Below are 14,853 nucleotides of genomic sequence, written 5' to 3'. Positions count from 1 at the left end.
CATGCTGCGGGTGGCCGACCTGACCGTACGGCAGCCGGACACCGGCCGTACGCTGCTGTCGCAGGTGTCCTTCGAGGTCGCCGCCGGCGAGTCGGTGGCCATCGTGGGCGAGTCCGGCTCGGGCAAGTCGCTGACCGTCCGCGCGCTGCTCGGGCTGCTGCCCGCCGGGCTGGAGTCCACCGGCCGGGTCGAGATCGACGGGCGGCGGGTCGACGACGACCCCAGAGCCAGGCGGCGGCAGCGCGGCGGCACGGTCTCGCTGCTCATGCAGGACCCGTTCACGCTGCTCAACCCCCTGCGCAGGGCCGGCAAGCAGATCGCCGACGGCCTGCCGGAGGGCGCCGACCCCAGGACCGAGGTGCCGCGGCTGCTGGCCGAGGTGGGCCTGCCGGGCGAGGTGGCGGGCCGCTACCCCTTCCAGCTCTCCGGCGGCATGCGGCAGCGGGTGGGCCTGGCCTGCGCGCTGGCCGCCGCGCCGCGGATCCTGCTGGCCGACGAGCCGACCACCGCCCTCGACGCCACCACGCAGCGCGAGGTCCTCGCCCTCATCCGCCGTATCCAGCGCGAACGGGACATGACGTTCCTGCTCATCACCCACGACCTGCGGCTGGCGTTCTCGATGTGCGACCGGGTCGTGGTCATGTACGCGGGCCGGGTCATGGAGGTCGGGCGCGCCGCCGAGCTGCGTGAGGAGCAGCGGCATCCGTACACGCGGGCGCTGCTGGCCGCCGAGCCGCCCGCCGACCGGCGGCTGCCGGTCATCCCGTCCGTGCCGGGCTCGGTGCCGGCCCACGACGCGGTGGCCGGGCGCTGCGGGTTCGCCGACCGGTGCGCGCACGCGGGGGAGGAGTGCCGCGCGGGCGTCCCCGCCCTGGTGCCCGTGCCGGGCGCGGAGGTTCGCCTGTCGGCCTGCGTACGGGCCGCCGCGCTGCCCGAGGCGCCGCCGCCCCCGCAGGGCGTGCCGTCGCCGCCGCGTACCGCCGCCGCGCCCCTGCTGGCGGTGACGGGCCTGCGGAAGACGTACGCGGGCGCGTCGCGGCCGGCCCTGGCCGGCGTGGACCTGACCGTGGCGCCGGGCGAGGTCGTGGCCGTCGTCGGCGAGTCGGGGTCGGGCAAGACCACGCTGGCCCGCTGCGTCACCGGCCTGGAACGCCCCGACGCGGGCGTCGTCACCCTCGACGGGCTCGACTGCTCCGACCACACCCGCATGTCCCGCCAGGCGGTGCGCCAGGCCCGCCGGACGGCCCAGATGATCTTCCAGGACCCGTACTCGACGCTCAACCCGGCGCGTACCGTCGGGGCGACGCTCAAGGAGGCGCTCGCCGCCGAGGGACGCCCCACGGACGTCGGCGCGCTGCTGCGCCTGGTGGGCCTCGACCCCGCACTCGCCCGCAAGCGCCCGGCCGGCCTGTCGGGCGGCGAGCGGCAGCGCGTGGCCATCGCGCGGGCCGTGGCCGGCGAGCCCCGCCTGCTGGTCTGCGACGAGCCCGTCTCCGCCCTCGACGTCTCGGTGCAGGCGCAGGTGCTCACCCTGCTCGCCGGGCTCAAGGAACGCCTGGGCATGGGCCTGCTGTTCATCACCCACGACCTGGCCGTCGTCCGCCAGCTCGCCGACCGCCTGTACGTGCTGCGGGCCGGCGAATGCGTCGAGACCGGCGACGTGGACCAGGTGCTGGACGCCCCCGCCCACCCCTACACCCGCGAGCTGCTGGCCAGCGTGCCCGACGGAAGCAGCCGCTGGCCCGGCTAGTCGTAGGAGATCAGCGTGAGCATCCGGCAGCCGCGCTCGCCGGTCGAGTAGACGTGGTCGACCTCGGCCCCGAACCGCACCGCGTCGCCCTCGCCCAGCCGCACCGACCACGTGTCGCTCTCGACCGTCACCTCGCCGGACACCACGTAGGCGTGCTCCACGGACCCGTGCCCGTGGGCGCTCCTGGCACTGCGCGTCAGCGGCGGCAGCTCGCCCTCGGCCAGCTCGAACCGCCGCCGGTCGGCCGCCGCGAACAGGCCGCGCACGGTCGTGTCGCCCACGGCCACCGGCAGCCCCTCGCTCCTGCGCAGCACCTCGGGCTCGGCGAGCCGGGTACGGGTCAGCTCGGCGAAGGTGAGCTCCAGCGCGCCCGCCAGCCGGGTCAGCACCTCGATCGTCGGATTGGCCACGCCGCGCTCGATCTGCGAGATCAGCGCCTTGCTCACCCCGGTCAGCTCGGCCAGCTCGCGGACGCTGAACCCCCGGGCCAGCCGCGTGCGCCGCAGGTTGCCCGCCAGCGCGCCGCGCACCCCGGCGGCCTGCCCGTTGGTGACCGCGAGTTCCTGCCGCACGTGGTGAGTCCTTCCTGTCCCGGCGTCCACCCCCATCATGCCCTGCGCGTCAGGCCACCTTGTCCAGGAAGCCTGTCACCGCGGAGACGAACGCGGCCGGGTCGTCCACCCACGGGAAGTGGCCGGCGTCGGGCAGTGTCACCAGCGTGGCGTCGCGGAACAGGGCGGCGAAGGGCCGCGCGTAAAGGCGGCAGGGGTGGACGTCCACGTCGCCGGTCAGCAGCAGCGCCGGCGCGTCGAGGGCGGCCAGCCCGGCCCTGACCTCCTCGGGCGTCACGGGGGACGGCGCGTAGAAGCCGTCCGCCGCGGCCTCGCCGCACTCCTCCTCGGCCCCGGCGGAATGGGCCGCGGCGCGTTCGGTCCAGGGGCCGTAGAAGAACCGGTGGCGCTCCACGCCCTCGTCCGCCAGGAACTCCGCCAGGGCGGCGGCGTACCACGGCTCGTGCGCGCGCAGCTCCAGACCGGCCTGCCAGTCCTCCTCGGTCGGCGTGCACCCCACGGCGACCGGCGAGGGCGCGACCAGGCACAACGATCTGAGGCGGGCCGGATGCAGCCCGGCGTACCGGACGGCCACGTTCGCGCCCGCCGAGTGCGCCAGCAGGTCCATGCGGTCCAGCCCGAGGTGCTCCCGCAGCGCCTCGACGTCCTCGGCCAGCCGGTCCCACCGGTACGTCCCGGGGTCGGCCGGCATCGCCGAGTCGCCGGTGCCCCGGCCGTCCAGCCGGATCAGCCGCCGGGGCAGGCCGCCGAGGTCGCCCAGGTAGTGGGAGGCGCGGCCCGGGCCGCCGGGCACGCACACCAGCGGCTCGCCCGTCCCGGATACGTGATAGGCCAGCTCGGTCCCGTCGTGGGCGAGAAAGGAGGGCATGGGGCGATTATGCCGGGTGCCCGTGGTCGTCGGGCGGCGGATCCTCGAACCGCGGCCGCTGCGGCGGGCTGCCGCTCACCGACCGGACGATCGTCGCCGCGACGTGGTGCACCTTGACGTTGCGGTCCTGGGAGACGTTGCGCAGGATCTCGAACGCCTGGTGCGCGGTGCAGCGGCGCTGGGCCATGACGATCCCGATCGCCTGGTCGATGACCGGACGGGTGCCGAGCGCCTCCTTCAGCTGCGCCGACACCTCCCGCGTACGGGCCACGCCGATCGCCACGTCGAACAGCACGCCGATCGTCGCGGCGCTCACCTGCGCCGCGACATGCGTCGGCGCGGCGAAGCCGGCCGCGCCCGCCGAGTAGAGGTTGAGCGTGCCCAGCAGCCGACCCTGGGAGGTCAGCGGCTCGGCGTGCAGGCTGCGGATGCCGTGCGGCTGCGGGCGGAAGGAACCCCAGCGGGCGTCGGAGGCCGCCAGACCGGCCGCCGTGACCGCCCGCCCGGCCTCGATCGCGTCGAAGCTCGGCCCCCGCCCGGCCGCCGACTGCAGGCCGTCGAGCATCCCGGCACGGGCGTGCGCGCACGCCGCCGAACGGATGCCGCGTTCGGTGCATAACGTCACGCTGACCAGCGGAGAGTCGGGCATCGCGCGGGCGGCGACGACGACACTCCGCACCAGTGCCCGTTCGAACTCGTCGATTCCGGCCGGAACAGCGGTCCTGTTCAACAAATCCCTCGCGCTCGGCTGCGGCTCACGCCTGCGACCAGACAGCCTGCCCCTCCAGCGGGGTTCTAAGCGGGCCCCGCCGGAGGATTCCCGGGATTCCTCAGGCGAGGTAGGCGTCGACCTCGGCCAGGTAGGCGTCCTTCAGGTGCCGCGGCAGCCAGGTGATCTCGAACGCGTTGCGCTCCAGCCGGGCCAGCTCCTCGCGGGTGAGCTGCAGCTCCTCCTGCAGCGCCACCAGGTTCTCGCCCACGTACCCGTTGAAGTACGCCGGGTCGTCGGAGTTGATCGTCACCCGCACGCCGAGCTCCATGAGCTTGCGGATGCCCTCGGCCTTCATGGAGTCGGTGACGTACCCGTTGGAGATCGGGCAGCAGGTGAGGCCGATGCCGCGGGCCAGCACCAGGTCCACCAGCCGCTGGTCCTCCAGGATGTTGACGCCGTGGTCGATCCGGTCGACGCCGATCTCCTCGATCGCCTGCCGGATGTGCTCGATCGAGTTGTCCTGGTCGACGTCGCAGTGCATGGTCAGCAGGTAGCCCTCCTGGCGGGCCCGCTCGTACACGGCGGCGAACTTGGCCGGCGGGTTGCCCTTCTCGTCGGAGTCCAGGCCGATGCCGACGATCCACTCCTTGTACGGCAGCGACTCCAGCAGCGTCGCCATCGCGTACTCGGCCTGGAAGTCGCGCAGGAAGCACATGATGAGCTGGGCCCGCACGCCGAGCTGCCGGTCGGCGTCGATCAGCGCCCGCCGCAGCCCGCGGATCACCACGTCGAACGGCACCCCGCGCGAGGTGTGCGCCTGCGGGTCGAAGAAGATCTCGGCGTAGCGCACGTTCTGCTCGGCGGCCTTGCGCAGGTAGGCCATGGCCAGGTCGTAGAAGTCGGGCTCGGTGCGCAGCACCTGCATGCCCTCGTAGTAGACCGTGAGGAAGGAGGGGAGGTCGTCGAAGGAGTAGGCGGCCCGCATCTCCTCGACCGACGTGTAGGGCAGTGCGATGCCGTTGCGCCGGGCCAGGTCGAACTTGAGCTCCGGCTCCAGCGTGCCCTCGATGTGCAGGTGCAGCTCGCACTTGGGGAGACCGGCGATGAAGTCCTTCATGATCAAACCTCCGTGAGGATGGGGTCGACGACCTCGAGCCGTACGCAGTCGACCAGCCCGAGGTCGGTGACGGCGTAGTCGGGGATCGCGGTGATCGACAGGAAGAACAGGTACATCAGCGGCGCCGGCAGCGTGCAGCCCAGCTCGCGGGCCAGGTCGTCGAGCCGCTCCTCCAGCACCGCCATCTCGGCGGCGGGCAGGTCGGAGACGATGCCGCCGACCGGCAGCGGCAGCAGCGCCCGCACCTCGCCGTCCACCACCACGGCCTGGCCGCCGCCCTGCTCGGCGACGGTGTTGACGGCCAGCGCCATGTCCTCGCGGGAGGCGCCCACGCAGATGATGTTGTTGTCGTCGGGCGCCGCGCTGGTGGCGATCGCGCCGGCCCGCAGGCCCATGCCGCTGACCATGGCGACCGGCTTGTTGCCGGTCTTGCCGTAGCGCTCGACGACCGTGACGAGCAGCGCGTCCTGCTCCACGGACGGCTCCACGACGCCGTCGGTCACCGGCAGGGTCACGTCGCGCCTCCTGCGCACGAAGACCTGCTCGGTGAACCCGAGGGTCAGCACGGTCGCCTGGTCGCCGTCGGCGCGCAGCACGAGGTCGGCCGCGGTGACCGGGGCGATCGGGAACGGCCGGACCGGACCGCGCTCGGGGGCGGGCGTCGGCGTGACCATCCGGCCGTCGCGGGCGGCGGGCACGCCGTTCGCGATCACCTCGCGGACCCGGAAGTCCGTCAGCGAGTCGACGATCAGCACGTCCGCGAACCGGCCGGGGGACAGGCTGCCCACCAGGTGGTCGATGCGATACATCTCCGCGCAGTTCACCGTGGCCATCTGGATCGCCGTCACCGGGTCGACCCCCGCCGCGACCGCCATCCGGACGAGCTTGTCCATGTGGCCGCCCGCCAGCACGTCGGCGGCGTGCACGTCGTCGGTGCAGAACGCCAGCCTGCGGGAGCCGGCCAGGGCCACGGCCTTGATGTTCTCGTCGAGGAAGTGGGCGACGGACGACTCGCGGATGATGCCGTACATGCCGCGGCGCAGCTTCTCCAGCATCTCCTCGTGCGAGTACGACTCGTGGTCGAGCCGCACCCCGGCCGCCGCCAGCCCGCTGATCCGGCGCGGGTCGGACAGCGGCGCGCAGCCGAACACCGGCAGCCGCCGTTCCCGAGCCAGGTCGAGGGCCTCCATGACGGCAGGATCGGAGTGTTCCACCATCTCCTGGACGGTCTCCCAGATCCCCACGCATTCCGGCCACTCGTGGGCGATCCTGTGCTCAGCCGGACCGAACGGATGCCCGACGGTCGACTCCGGCACGGTGTAGGGCGCCTTGGCGGGTGCACCCCACCAGATTCGCATGCCGGTCGCCGCCGACTCGTCCAGGAAACGCCGTACGCCCGGCAGACCCTCGGCCACGAGGATCTGGTCCAGCCCCGACACCACGCTCGTCGTGCCGAACGGCACCACCAGGTCGGCGAAGCTGGTGACCGACAACTTGCTGCACTCGATGTGCAGGTGCCCGTCGATCAGGCCGGGCACCAGGTAACCGCCGCGGGCGTCGATGACCTCGGTGTCCGGGCCGCGCTCCAGCACCGGCTCGACGGCGGCGATCCGGCCGCCCACGATGCCGATCTCGGCCGGGTACAGCTCGCCGGTCAGCACGTTGACGAGCGTGCCGCCCGCGATGATCGTGTCCGCGGGCCGTCGCCCGTACGCCACGTCCAGCAGGTCGCGGTCCATCATGCCTCCACAGTCCGTACGGCGGGCCGCGGGACGAGCAGCGCGTAGGCCGCGCCCGCCACCAGGAAGCCCGCGAAGATGCTGAAGTCGCTGCCGCCCGTCGCCTCCGACAGCGGCCCGACGAAGACGGCCGAGTTGATCCACAGGGCCGCCGCCACCATGCCCAGGACCTGCGCGATGATCGCCGGCCACCGGACCTGGCCGGGCGCCTGCTCGTCGAACAGCGCCTCGGCGTCGTAGCGTCCCCGCCTGCGCAGCCAGTCGGTGATGTAGACCCCGGCCCAGGGCGCCAGCCAGATGATCAGCAGCGCGAGGAAGTTGTTGAGCATGGTGTTGAAGCTGTTCGAGGTGACCGCCACGAACGTGATGATCACGCAGAGCACGAGGTCGCCGACGACCGCCACCCAGCGCTTGACCTTGATCCCGGCCGCCTGCAGGTTCAGCCCCGAGGAGTACAGGTCGGTGGTGTTGACCGCGAACAGCGACACGATCGCCAGCAGCAGGTATGGCACCACGAACCACTGCGGCAGCGCGCCCGGCAGCCCCGAGATCGGGTCGGTGTTGTCCTTGACCACGGTCGCCACGGCCGCCCCGAGCACCATCAGCAGCACGTACGGGACGAACCCGCCCAGGGCCGCGTACCCGAAGACCGCCTTCCTGGAGGAGTTCGCCGGCAGGTAGCGGGAGTAGTCGCCGCCGAGTGGCCCCCACGACAGCCCGCCCGCCGACATGATCATCGCGATCGCCATCGTGAACGTGGCGAAGTCCGCCGACCCGCCGCCGCCCCCGAGCTCCACCTTGGGCGCGATCAGGATCGCCATCAGGCCGAACAGCACGACGAACACCCAGGTGAAGTACTTCTGCGCCTTCATCACCGCGGCGTGCCCGATCAGCGGCAGCACGAGCTGGATGGCCGCGGCCACCAGGATGACCACGACCTTGAGCCCGAGCCCCTGGTCGCTCACCCCCGCCTGCTCCAGCAGCGACAGCGCCGCGAACGCGATGAGCACCATGCCGCCGGCCTCGAAGCCCACCATGTTGAGCCAGCCGAAGAAGCTGAGCACGCGGGCGCCCTTGGGCCCGTAGGCGGCCCTGGAGACCGCCATGGTGGAGGTGCCGGTGGCCGGGCCCTGCAGGCTGGTCAGGCCGACCAGCGGGAACGACAGCAGGTTGCCGATGACGATCGCGATGACCGCCTGCGTGAAGCTGAGCTGGAACGCCGCCACGATCGTGATGCCGTAGACGAGGGTGAAGATGCCCATCGTCGTCCCGGACCAGAGGAAAAGCAGGTCACGCGGGCGGCCGTACCTTTCGCCGGCCGAGACCAGCTCGATCCCGCGTTGTTCCATGGCCCCTCCTGAGGGTCGCTGGGTGTGTGCGCACACAGTGAACCGTAGGGGGGTGACCTGGTGATTTATTCGGACATACGAGCGTGCTGGGGGCCAGTTGTGCCCCGGCTACAAAGTGATCGCCAAGGACTGCCGTACCCGGCTACAAGGTGATCGCCAAGCCGACCGCCGTACCTGGTTACAAGGTGATCGCCAAGCCGACCGCGAACAGCAGGCCGTACGCCATCTGCAGCTTGCCCGTCTGCTGCAGGACCGCGATCAGCGCCGGCCCGACGGCCTTGCCCAGCACGGTCCTGATCGGCGTGACCGCGAGCGGCGCGGCCAGCGCCGCGAGCGCCGCCCACGGCGTAACCGCGATCATCGCCAGCGCCACCACGAACGGCACCACCTGGCACAACACGTACAACGCCCGGGTGCGCTCGGCGCCGAGCACCACCGCCAGCGTGCGCTTGCCCGACGTGCCGTCCGTCTGGACGTCGCGCAGGTTGTTGACCACCAGCATCGAGCACGACAACAACCCCACCGGGATCGAGGCCAGGAACGCCGTCCAGCTCAGCTGCTCGGTCTGCACGTACGCGGTGCCCATCACCGGGACCACGCCGAAGAACACGAAGACCGCCAGCTCGCCCATCCCGCGGTAGCCGTAGGGCCGCTTGCCGCCGGTGTAGAACCAGGCCGCCGCGATGCACGCGACCCCCACCAGCAGGATCCACCACGCCCGCGTCACGACCACCAGCACCAGCCCGAGCACCGCCGCGACCGCGAAACAGCCCAGCGCCGCCGTCAGGACCTGCCGGGGCGTGGCCGCCCGCGAGCCCACGAGCCGCATCGGGCCGACGCGCTGGTCGTCGGTGCCGCGGATGCCGTCGCTGTAGTCGTTGGCGTAGTTGACGCCGATCTGCAGGGACAGCGCCACGAGCAGCGCCAGGACCGCGCGCCACCAGACGAATCCGCCGTCGCCGATCGCCACGCCCGTGCCGACCATGACGGGGACTACGGCGTTGGGAAGCGTGCGCGGGCGCGCGCCCGCGATCCACTGACCGGGGGTTGCCATGCTGTCGAAACCTCTAGCTGATATCCGTGGTGAGCCTGACCATGCGGATCGGACGGCCCATGTCGAGGACACGTTCGGCCATGTCCTCGCCCCAGCCGGCCGACTCCAGGAAACCGAGCACCGCGTAGTTGTCGGCGAACACCCAGGTGACGATCTGGCGGAAGCCGTCCTCACGCAGGTAGTCGACGGTGGCGTTGAGCAGGCGGCTGCCGTGGCCGCGGCGCACGAAGTCGGGATCGACCAGCAGCGTCAGCATCTCGGCGACCCTGCTGGGATCCAGGTCGGGATCCTCGGCGGGGGCGTGCGAGGCCAGCCCCACCACCCGCTCGCCGCCGCGCGGGGTCGTCAGCGCCGCGCTGCCGCCCGCGCCCAGCGCGGGGAAACCCTCGGTGTCGAGGATGGTCTCCACCGCGACCAGCACCCGGTGCGAGGGGCCGGGCGGGGCGACGATCGCCTCGTCCCACTGACGCAGCCACATCTTCTCGGCCGCCGGCCCCGTCATCTGCTCGAGTGGGCCTTCCGGGAGGAACTCCCGATATCCGTAGCGCCAGGCGCGGATCTGAGTATTCGCTACCTGGAGAACATCCTCGCGCCGGGCCGCCCGGACGCCTACGTCTGCCATCTCGGCCCGCTCCTTCGCCTGCCGTTCGTGCCACAAGGCACGAGTTACACCGTATCGGTGTTTGAGCCTTGGAGACGACGCGAACCCCGCTTCCCCGCCCGGTAAGCGCGTGTCTTGGTGTTGTCACCGCATACCCGCATCGAACACCATGAGCGCGAACGATTCCCGGACGCGTCGATGAACACCCGCCGACACGTTCCCCCCACCGGCCTCCGCCCGCCGCCCACCCATCCGCGCGTGTCGATCCACGGCCGCCGCCCGAGATGACGGTGACCTGCGGCAGCGATCGCGGCCGGGCATCTGATCACCGGACCTGTGCGTCCAGCGCCCGTCCGAGCCGCCGCACCCCCTCGGTCAGGACCGTCAGGTTGGCGGCGGCCATGTGCGTCACCCTGATTCGCGGGCCCGGCGGCTCCGACGGGTAGTACATCCGCCCGGGGCTCACCTGCGTCCCGTACCGCCGGGCCGTCTCGACCAGGGCGTTCTCGTCCACCTCCGCGGGCAGCCGCAGCCACAGGTGCAGACCGCCGATCGGCAGCAGATGCACCTCCGCGCCGGGGGCATGGGCAGCCAGCGCCGCCGCGAGCGCGTCCCGCCTGGTCGCGATCTCGGCGTGCACCGTGTTCAGATGCCTGCCCCACGCCGCCGAGCCCACGAACTCCAGCGCCGTCTCCTGCAAGGGCCGCGCCACGAAGAACGACTCGACGAGCTGGCTGGCCCGCAGCCGGTGCGCAGCCGGCCCACGGGCCACGACCGCGGCCACCCGCAGGCTGGGCGACAGGATCTTGGTCAGTGAGCCCACGTTGACGACCGTGCCGTGCGCGTCCATGGAGGCCAGCGACGGGGGAGCGGCGGGGGACAGGTAACGGGCGTAGTCGTCCTCGATCACGAACGCCCCTGCCGCCCTGGCCACCTCCAGCACCTGCGCGCGCCGCTCCAGGGGCAACGTCGCGCCGGTGGGGTTGTGCAGGGTGGGCTGGCAGAAGAACACCCGCGCGCCGGTGACGGCGAACGCCTCGGCGAGCAGGTCCGGCCGTACGCCGTCACGGTCCATCGGCACGGCCGTCGCCCGCAACCCGGCCGCCTTGGCCGCCGCCAGCGCTCCGGGATAGGTGGGCGTCTCGACCAGCACCGGCGTACCGGGGGCCGCCAGCGCCCTGAACGCGTGCGTCAGCGCCGCCTGGCCGCCGCTGACGATCAGCGCGTCCGCCGCCGTCACATCGCCCCCGGCCTGGCGGGCGAACCAGCCGCGCAGCTCGTGCAGGCCGGTCAACGGCGGCGTCGCCCAGACGTCCGGACGGCGCACCGCCCGCGCGGCGGCCGCCGCGAGCTGCCTGTCCGGCCTCAGCCCCGGGTTCAGGTAGCCGCCGGTCAGCGGCACCACCTCCTCGGGCGGCTGCGCGAGCAGCGCCGCCACCGGCCCGTCGTCCACGACCCGGTCGCCGAGGGCGACCGTCTGCCAGGACAGGTCCAGGGGGTCCTGGCCGCGCACGACCGGCCGCGGCGCCACGAACGCGCCGCTCCCCGGACGCGACACCACCCGCCCCTCGGCGGCGAGCTGGCCGATGGCGCGCGAGACCGTCACGGGGCTGACGTTGTGCCGCCGCATGATCTCTCTGCTGGACGGAAGCCGCGCGCCGGGCCCGAGACGGGTGGCCTCTTCGCGCAGTATCGCAGCAATCTGGGCGATACTGCTATCGTTGGTCATGAAGGACAAGGATAGCGCTACCGCCCAAAACGCAGTAGCACCCCCTCCCACCCCCCACCCCGCGACGGCCCCCACCCCGCCTCCTGCCACCGGTTCGTCCGCCGCTGGCTCTCCCGCCACCCCCAACAAGCCGGCCGCCCCTCAGAACCCGGCCACCTCTTCCAGCCCCTTCACCAGGACCAGCACCTCACCAGCCCCTGTCATCGAGCCCGCCACCTCTCCCGCCTTCTCTTCGCCCCCCTCGACCGGCGTCACCACCTCGACCGGTGCCATTTCGAACGGCGCCGCCACCTCGAACGGACCTGGCACTTCGAATGGGCCCGCCACTTCGAACGGGCCCGCCACTTCGAACGACGTCGCCCCCTCGAACGGCGCCGCCACCCTTCGCGACGCCCTCAAAGGGACCGGCGGAGCCGCCGCCCGCGCCCGGCAAGGGACGATGCTGGCCTTCCTGGGCGTCCTGGCCTTCTCCGGCAGCTTCCCCGGCACCGTCTACGCGATGCGCGGCTTCGACCCCTGGCTCGTCGCCATCGGCCGCGCCGCCGTCGCCGGCGTCATCGCCCTGGTCTGCCTCAAAGCCGCCCGCCTGCCCCTCCTCCCGCCGCGCCGCCACTGGCCCGCGTACGCCGTGATCTCCCTGGGCGTGGTCTTCGGCTTCCCGGTGTTCAGCAGCCTCGCCCTCAACCTGGGCGCCAGCACCTCCCACGCCGCCGTGGTCATCGCCCTGCTCCCCGCCGCCACCGCCGCCTGTGCCGTCGTACGGGCGGGCGAACGCCCCCGACCCCTGTTCTGGGCCGCCTGCGCCGCCGGCGCCGCCGCGATCACCGCCTTCACCCTCACCCGAGGCCAGGCCGGCGCCGCCTGGCCGGACCTGCTCCTGGTCGGCGCCCTCCTGTCAGCCGCGCTCGGCTACACCGAAGGCGGCCGCCTGACCAGGACGACCCCCGGCTGGCAGGTGATCAGCCACACCCTCGTCCTCTCCCTCCCGCTGACCGCCGTGATCACCGCGGTCCTGACCCTCACCACCCCCATCACGCTTACCGCCCCCGCCCTGGCCGGCTTCGCCTACGTGGCGCTGATCTCGATGTTCCTCGGCTTCATCCCCTGGTACGCCGGCCTGGCCAGGGGCGGCATCGCCAGAGCCGGCCAGACCCAGCTGGCGCAGCCGCTGCTGACCCTCATCTGGGCCTGGGTCCTGATGGGCGAACGCTTCGGCCCGGCCACCGTGGCCGCCGCGCTCGCCGTCCTGGCCTGCGTCGCCGTCACGCAGCGCACCCGCGCGTAGGGAAGAGACCTGGCACGACGACGTACGCACCGGGCCGCGGCGAAGCTTGCATGGCGTGACTCTGCCACGCAGGATGGCAGGGGAGGTGTCACGATCATGGCGGACCTCACGATCCCGGAAGGCGGCTTCTGGCCCGCGCCGGAGATCCCGCAGCCCAACATCTATCCGATGGAATGGCGCGTGGAGACCGAGAAACTCGCGGCCATCTACGAGAAGTCCAAGCGCAAACTCTGGAACCCGGCCGACCTCCCATGGGACGGCCTGAACCCGGACGACTTCACCCGCGAACAGCGCCTGGGCATCATGTACTGGTTCGCCGTGCTCGCCAATTTCGACGCCTCGGGACCGGCCGTGTTCGCCCGCGCAACCATCCAGGCTTTCGAGAAACACGAGGAAGACCCGGTCAGGAAGTGCTTCTTCTCCATCACCCGCGACGAGATGAACCATGAGGAGTGCTGCCAGCGCACCATCGCCCGGCTCTGGCCCGGCGGCCCCCTGAGCTGGACCCCCGAAGACGATCTCGAAAAGGCCGCCCACAACAACATCGGCTGGCTCTACCACAACGGCGGCCGCTACTGGAACGGCTACACCAGCGCCGTCGGTAGATACTCGCTGCCGGTCCTGTTCACGAGTTTCATGATGGGCGAGATGGCCGCGTCCACGCTGTTCAGGGGCATGGCCACGGGCACCCGGCATCCGGTCTTCGGCGAGATGTTCCAGCGCATCGGCCTCGACGAGTCCCGCCATCTGCAAATCTGCATGACCATTCTGGAAAACGAGTGGCCGGGCCTCACCGACGAGACCCGCAGCCTCATCACCCGCCAGCTGCGAGCCGGTTTCGTGTTCCTCTCCATGATTCTCTGGGAGCCTCCGGAAGGTTTCTGGGAACTCCCGCCGTACTTCCTCGACAACCACCGCGTCCTGATGGACCACGCCAGGGAAGCGGGCCTGGGCGTGCTCTCGTACGAGGAACAGAAGGAGAACTGGCGCGTGGCCATGGCGAAGGTCCGCGCGATCGTCGAACGCTGGGGCATCGCCTTCCCCGCCATTCCGGAACTGGACCTGGAGGGCGTCGAGGTGAACGTCATCGACCCGGAGGAGATCATCCCCGTCTTCTAGGATGCGCGTATGTGGCCCCGCATCGACGGACGCAGAGTCCTCGCCCTCGGCACGCCCGGCAAGGTGCGCACCCTGCTGACCGACCTCACCCTCTCGGGCGCGAAGACCGCCACCGCCGGACTCCTGCCCCTCGACTACGAGGCGGAAGGCGAAGAGGTCGAACACGTCGGCGAACACCTGATCCTCGTGGACGACGCCGGCGAGAAGGCCGCCACCATCGAGATCACCTCAGTGGCGCTGGTGCCGTTCGCCGAGGTGCCGTGGGAGTTCGCCGAGGCGGAAGGCGAAGGATTCACCTCGATCCAGCACTGGCGGGAAGTCCACCAGCGCTACTGGTCATCCTTGGGCCACGAGGTGAGCGACACCTCCACAATCGTCTGCCTCCACTACCGTCTACTCCCCACATAACCCCCGACCACAAACAGCCAGCCCCCAAACGGCCCCCACCAGCCGCACCACTCTCAGCCCCACACCACCGCCTTGGGGGAGTACGGCCCTCAACCCCCCGTACACACCCCTGGGCCAAGCACCGTCCCTCAGTGCCGCACCTCACGCCACCGCCTTGGCGGAGTACGGCCCTCAACCACCCGCGCACACCCCTGGCCACGGCCCCTGGGCCAAGCATCCGCCCCTCAGTCCGCTCCCCACACCACCGCCTTGGGGCAGCGCGGCCCTCAACCACCCGTACATCCCCTGATCATGCCCCTGGGCCAAGCGTTCGCCCGCGGACACGAGCCCCCGGACACGAGCCCCGCCGCAAAGGCGAGGCGGCCCGCGTCGCCGTCACTCCCGCACCGACCCCCTCAGCGAACCGCCCCACCCACCTCCCGCACACTCCCGCCTCCGTCGTCCCCTGTGCCGTCGTCCCCTGTGCCGTCGTCCCCTGTGCCGTCGTCCCCTGTGCCGTCGTCCCCTGTGCCGTCGTCCCCTGTGCCGTCGTCCCCTGTGCCGTCGTCCG

The 14,853-nt window shown here is 71.8% G+C and carries 15 protein-coding genes; 4 read left to right on the top strand and 11 right to left on the bottom strand.

Annotated elements, in window-relative coordinates; genetic code table 11:
- Position 1: 1 nt before the first annotated feature.
- On the top strand, positions 2-1,750 hold the full coding sequence (locus tag ABZ459_RS50615; RefSeq protein ID WP_357988130.1) for an ABC transporter ATP-binding protein: 1,749 nt from the start codon (positions 2-4) through the stop codon (positions 1,748-1,750).
- On the opposite strand, the gene ABZ459_RS50610 is transcribed toward ABZ459_RS50615, so the two are convergent.
- The 11 genes from ABZ459_RS50610 to ABZ459_RS50560 form a co-directional block, all read right to left on the bottom strand.
- Positions 1,747-2,322, bottom strand: coding sequence for an XRE family transcriptional regulator (locus ABZ459_RS50610; RefSeq protein ID WP_357988051.1), 576 nt, complete (start codon positions 2,320-2,322; stop codon positions 1,747-1,749). The two genes, ABZ459_RS50615 and ABZ459_RS50610, sit on opposite strands and share 4 nt — an antisense overlap.
- A 49-nt stretch (positions 2,323-2,371) precedes the next feature.
- A complete protein-coding gene (locus ABZ459_RS50605) occupies positions 2,372-3,190 on the bottom strand; it encodes an alpha/beta hydrolase (protein ID WP_357988048.1) in 819 nt (272 codons plus the stop codon).
- 7 nt (positions 3,191-3,197) lie between these two features.
- Entirely contained in the window at positions 3,198-3,920 is a 723-nt protein-coding gene (locus ABZ459_RS50600) for a GAF and ANTAR domain-containing protein (protein WP_357988045.1), read from the bottom strand.
- A gap of 100 nt (positions 3,921-4,020) precedes the next feature.
- Positions 4,021-5,019 (bottom strand): adenosine deaminase, encoded by a 999-nt coding sequence (locus ABZ459_RS50595; RefSeq protein WP_352365297.1) that lies wholly within the window; start codon positions 5,017-5,019, stop codon positions 4,021-4,023.
- A 2-nt stretch (positions 5,020-5,021) separates the two neighbouring features.
- Positions 5,022-6,761, bottom strand: coding sequence for an adenine deaminase C-terminal domain-containing protein (locus ABZ459_RS50590; RefSeq protein WP_357988042.1), 1,740 nt, complete (start codon positions 6,759-6,761; stop codon positions 5,022-5,024).
- Positions 6,758-8,107 (bottom strand): cytosine permease, encoded by a 1,350-nt coding sequence (locus ABZ459_RS50585; RefSeq protein WP_357988039.1) that lies wholly within the window; start codon positions 8,105-8,107, stop codon positions 6,758-6,760. Before ABZ459_RS50585 ends, ABZ459_RS50590 begins: the two co-directional genes overlap by 4 nt.
- 178 nt (positions 8,108-8,285) lie before the next feature.
- Positions 8,286-9,161: a 1,4-dihydroxy-2-naphthoate polyprenyltransferase gene (locus tag ABZ459_RS50580; protein WP_357988036.1), complete on the bottom strand. Its 876-nt coding sequence runs from the start codon at positions 9,159-9,161 to the stop codon at positions 8,286-8,288.
- A 13-nt stretch (positions 9,162-9,174) separates the two neighbouring features.
- The gene (locus ABZ459_RS50575) at positions 9,175-9,783 is read right to left on the bottom strand and encodes a GNAT family N-acetyltransferase (protein WP_357988034.1); all 609 of its coding nucleotides are present in this window, start codon (positions 9,781-9,783) and stop codon (positions 9,175-9,177) included.
- 44 nt (positions 9,784-9,827) lie between these two features.
- Positions 9,828-9,968 (bottom strand): CGNR zinc finger domain-containing protein, encoded by a 141-nt coding sequence (locus ABZ459_RS50570; RefSeq protein WP_357988031.1) that lies wholly within the window; start codon positions 9,966-9,968, stop codon positions 9,828-9,830.
- A gap of 119 nt (positions 9,969-10,087) precedes the next feature.
- The gene (locus ABZ459_RS50565) at positions 10,088-11,491 is read right to left on the bottom strand and encodes a PLP-dependent aminotransferase family protein (protein WP_357988028.1); all 1,404 of its coding nucleotides are present in this window, start codon (positions 11,489-11,491) and stop codon (positions 10,088-10,090) included.
- A gap of 141 nt (positions 11,492-11,632) precedes the next feature.
- Entirely contained in the window at positions 11,633-11,872 is a 240-nt protein-coding gene (locus ABZ459_RS50560; RefSeq protein ID WP_357988025.1) for a hypothetical protein, read from the bottom strand.
- A gap of 58 nt (positions 11,873-11,930) precedes the next feature.
- Between ABZ459_RS50560 and ABZ459_RS50555 the strand changes: the two genes are divergently transcribed.
- From ABZ459_RS50555 to ABZ459_RS50545, 3 genes are all read left to right on the top strand, one after another.
- On the top strand, positions 11,931-12,776 hold the full coding sequence (locus ABZ459_RS50555) for a DMT family transporter (RefSeq protein WP_357988022.1): 846 nt from the start codon (positions 11,931-11,933) through the stop codon (positions 12,774-12,776).
- Positions 12,777-12,872: 96 nt separating this feature from the next.
- On the top strand, positions 12,873-13,895 hold the full coding sequence (locus ABZ459_RS50550; RefSeq protein WP_357988019.1) for a hypothetical protein: 1,023 nt from the start codon (positions 12,873-12,875) through the stop codon (positions 13,893-13,895).
- Between the two features lie 9 nt (positions 13,896-13,904).
- Complete coding sequence (locus ABZ459_RS50545; RefSeq protein WP_357988016.1) at positions 13,905-14,303, top strand: ASCH domain-containing protein; 399 nt, start codon at positions 13,905-13,907, stop codon at positions 14,301-14,303.
- The last annotated feature ends 550 nt before the right edge of the window (positions 14,304-14,853 follow it).

This window comes from Nonomuraea sp. NPDC005692 (genome assembly GCF_040631115.1).
Lineage (GTDB): Bacteria > Actinomycetota > Actinomycetes > Streptosporangiales > Streptosporangiaceae > Nonomuraea.
The sequence above is the reverse complement of the archived record's forward strand: the minus strand, read 5'-3'. Positions and strand labels throughout refer to the sequence as shown.

Bases quoted from the DNA above. Each gene is read 5' to 3' on its own strand.
- ABZ459_RS50615 (WP_357988130.1), top strand. From the start codon at position 2: ATGCTGCGGGTGGCCGACCTGACCGTACGGCAGCCGGACACCGGCCGT.
- ABZ459_RS50605 (WP_357988048.1), bottom strand. From the start codon at position 3,190: ATGCCCTCCTTTCTCGCCCACGACGGGACCGAGCTGGCCTATCACGTA.
- ABZ459_RS50595 (WP_352365297.1), bottom strand. From the start codon at position 5,019: ATGAAGGACTTCATCGCCGGTCTCCCCAAGTGCGAGCTGCACCTGCAC.
- ABZ459_RS50590 (WP_357988042.1), bottom strand. From the start codon at position 6,761: ATGATGGACCGCGACCTGCTGGACGTGGCGTACGGGCGACGGCCCGCG.
- ABZ459_RS50585 (WP_357988039.1), bottom strand. From the start codon at position 8,107: ATGGAACAACGCGGGATCGAGCTGGTCTCGGCCGGCGAAAGGTACGGC.
- ABZ459_RS50580 (WP_357988036.1), bottom strand. From the start codon at position 9,161: ATGGCAACCCCCGGTCAGTGGATCGCGGGCGCGCGCCCGCGCACGCTT.
- ABZ459_RS50575 (WP_357988034.1), bottom strand. From the start codon at position 9,783: ATGGCAGACGTAGGCGTCCGGGCGGCCCGGCGCGAGGATGTTCTCCAG.
- ABZ459_RS50565 (WP_357988028.1), bottom strand. From the start codon at position 11,491: ATGACCAACGATAGCAGTATCGCCCAGATTGCTGCGATACTGCGCGAA.
- ABZ459_RS50555 (WP_357988022.1), top strand. From the start codon at position 11,931: ATGCTGGCCTTCCTGGGCGTCCTGGCCTTCTCCGGCAGCTTCCCCGGC.
- ABZ459_RS50550 (WP_357988019.1), top strand. From the start codon at position 12,873: ATGGCGGACCTCACGATCCCGGAAGGCGGCTTCTGGCCCGCGCCGGAG.
- ABZ459_RS50545 (WP_357988016.1), top strand. From the start codon at position 13,905: ATGTGGCCCCGCATCGACGGACGCAGAGTCCTCGCCCTCGGCACGCCC.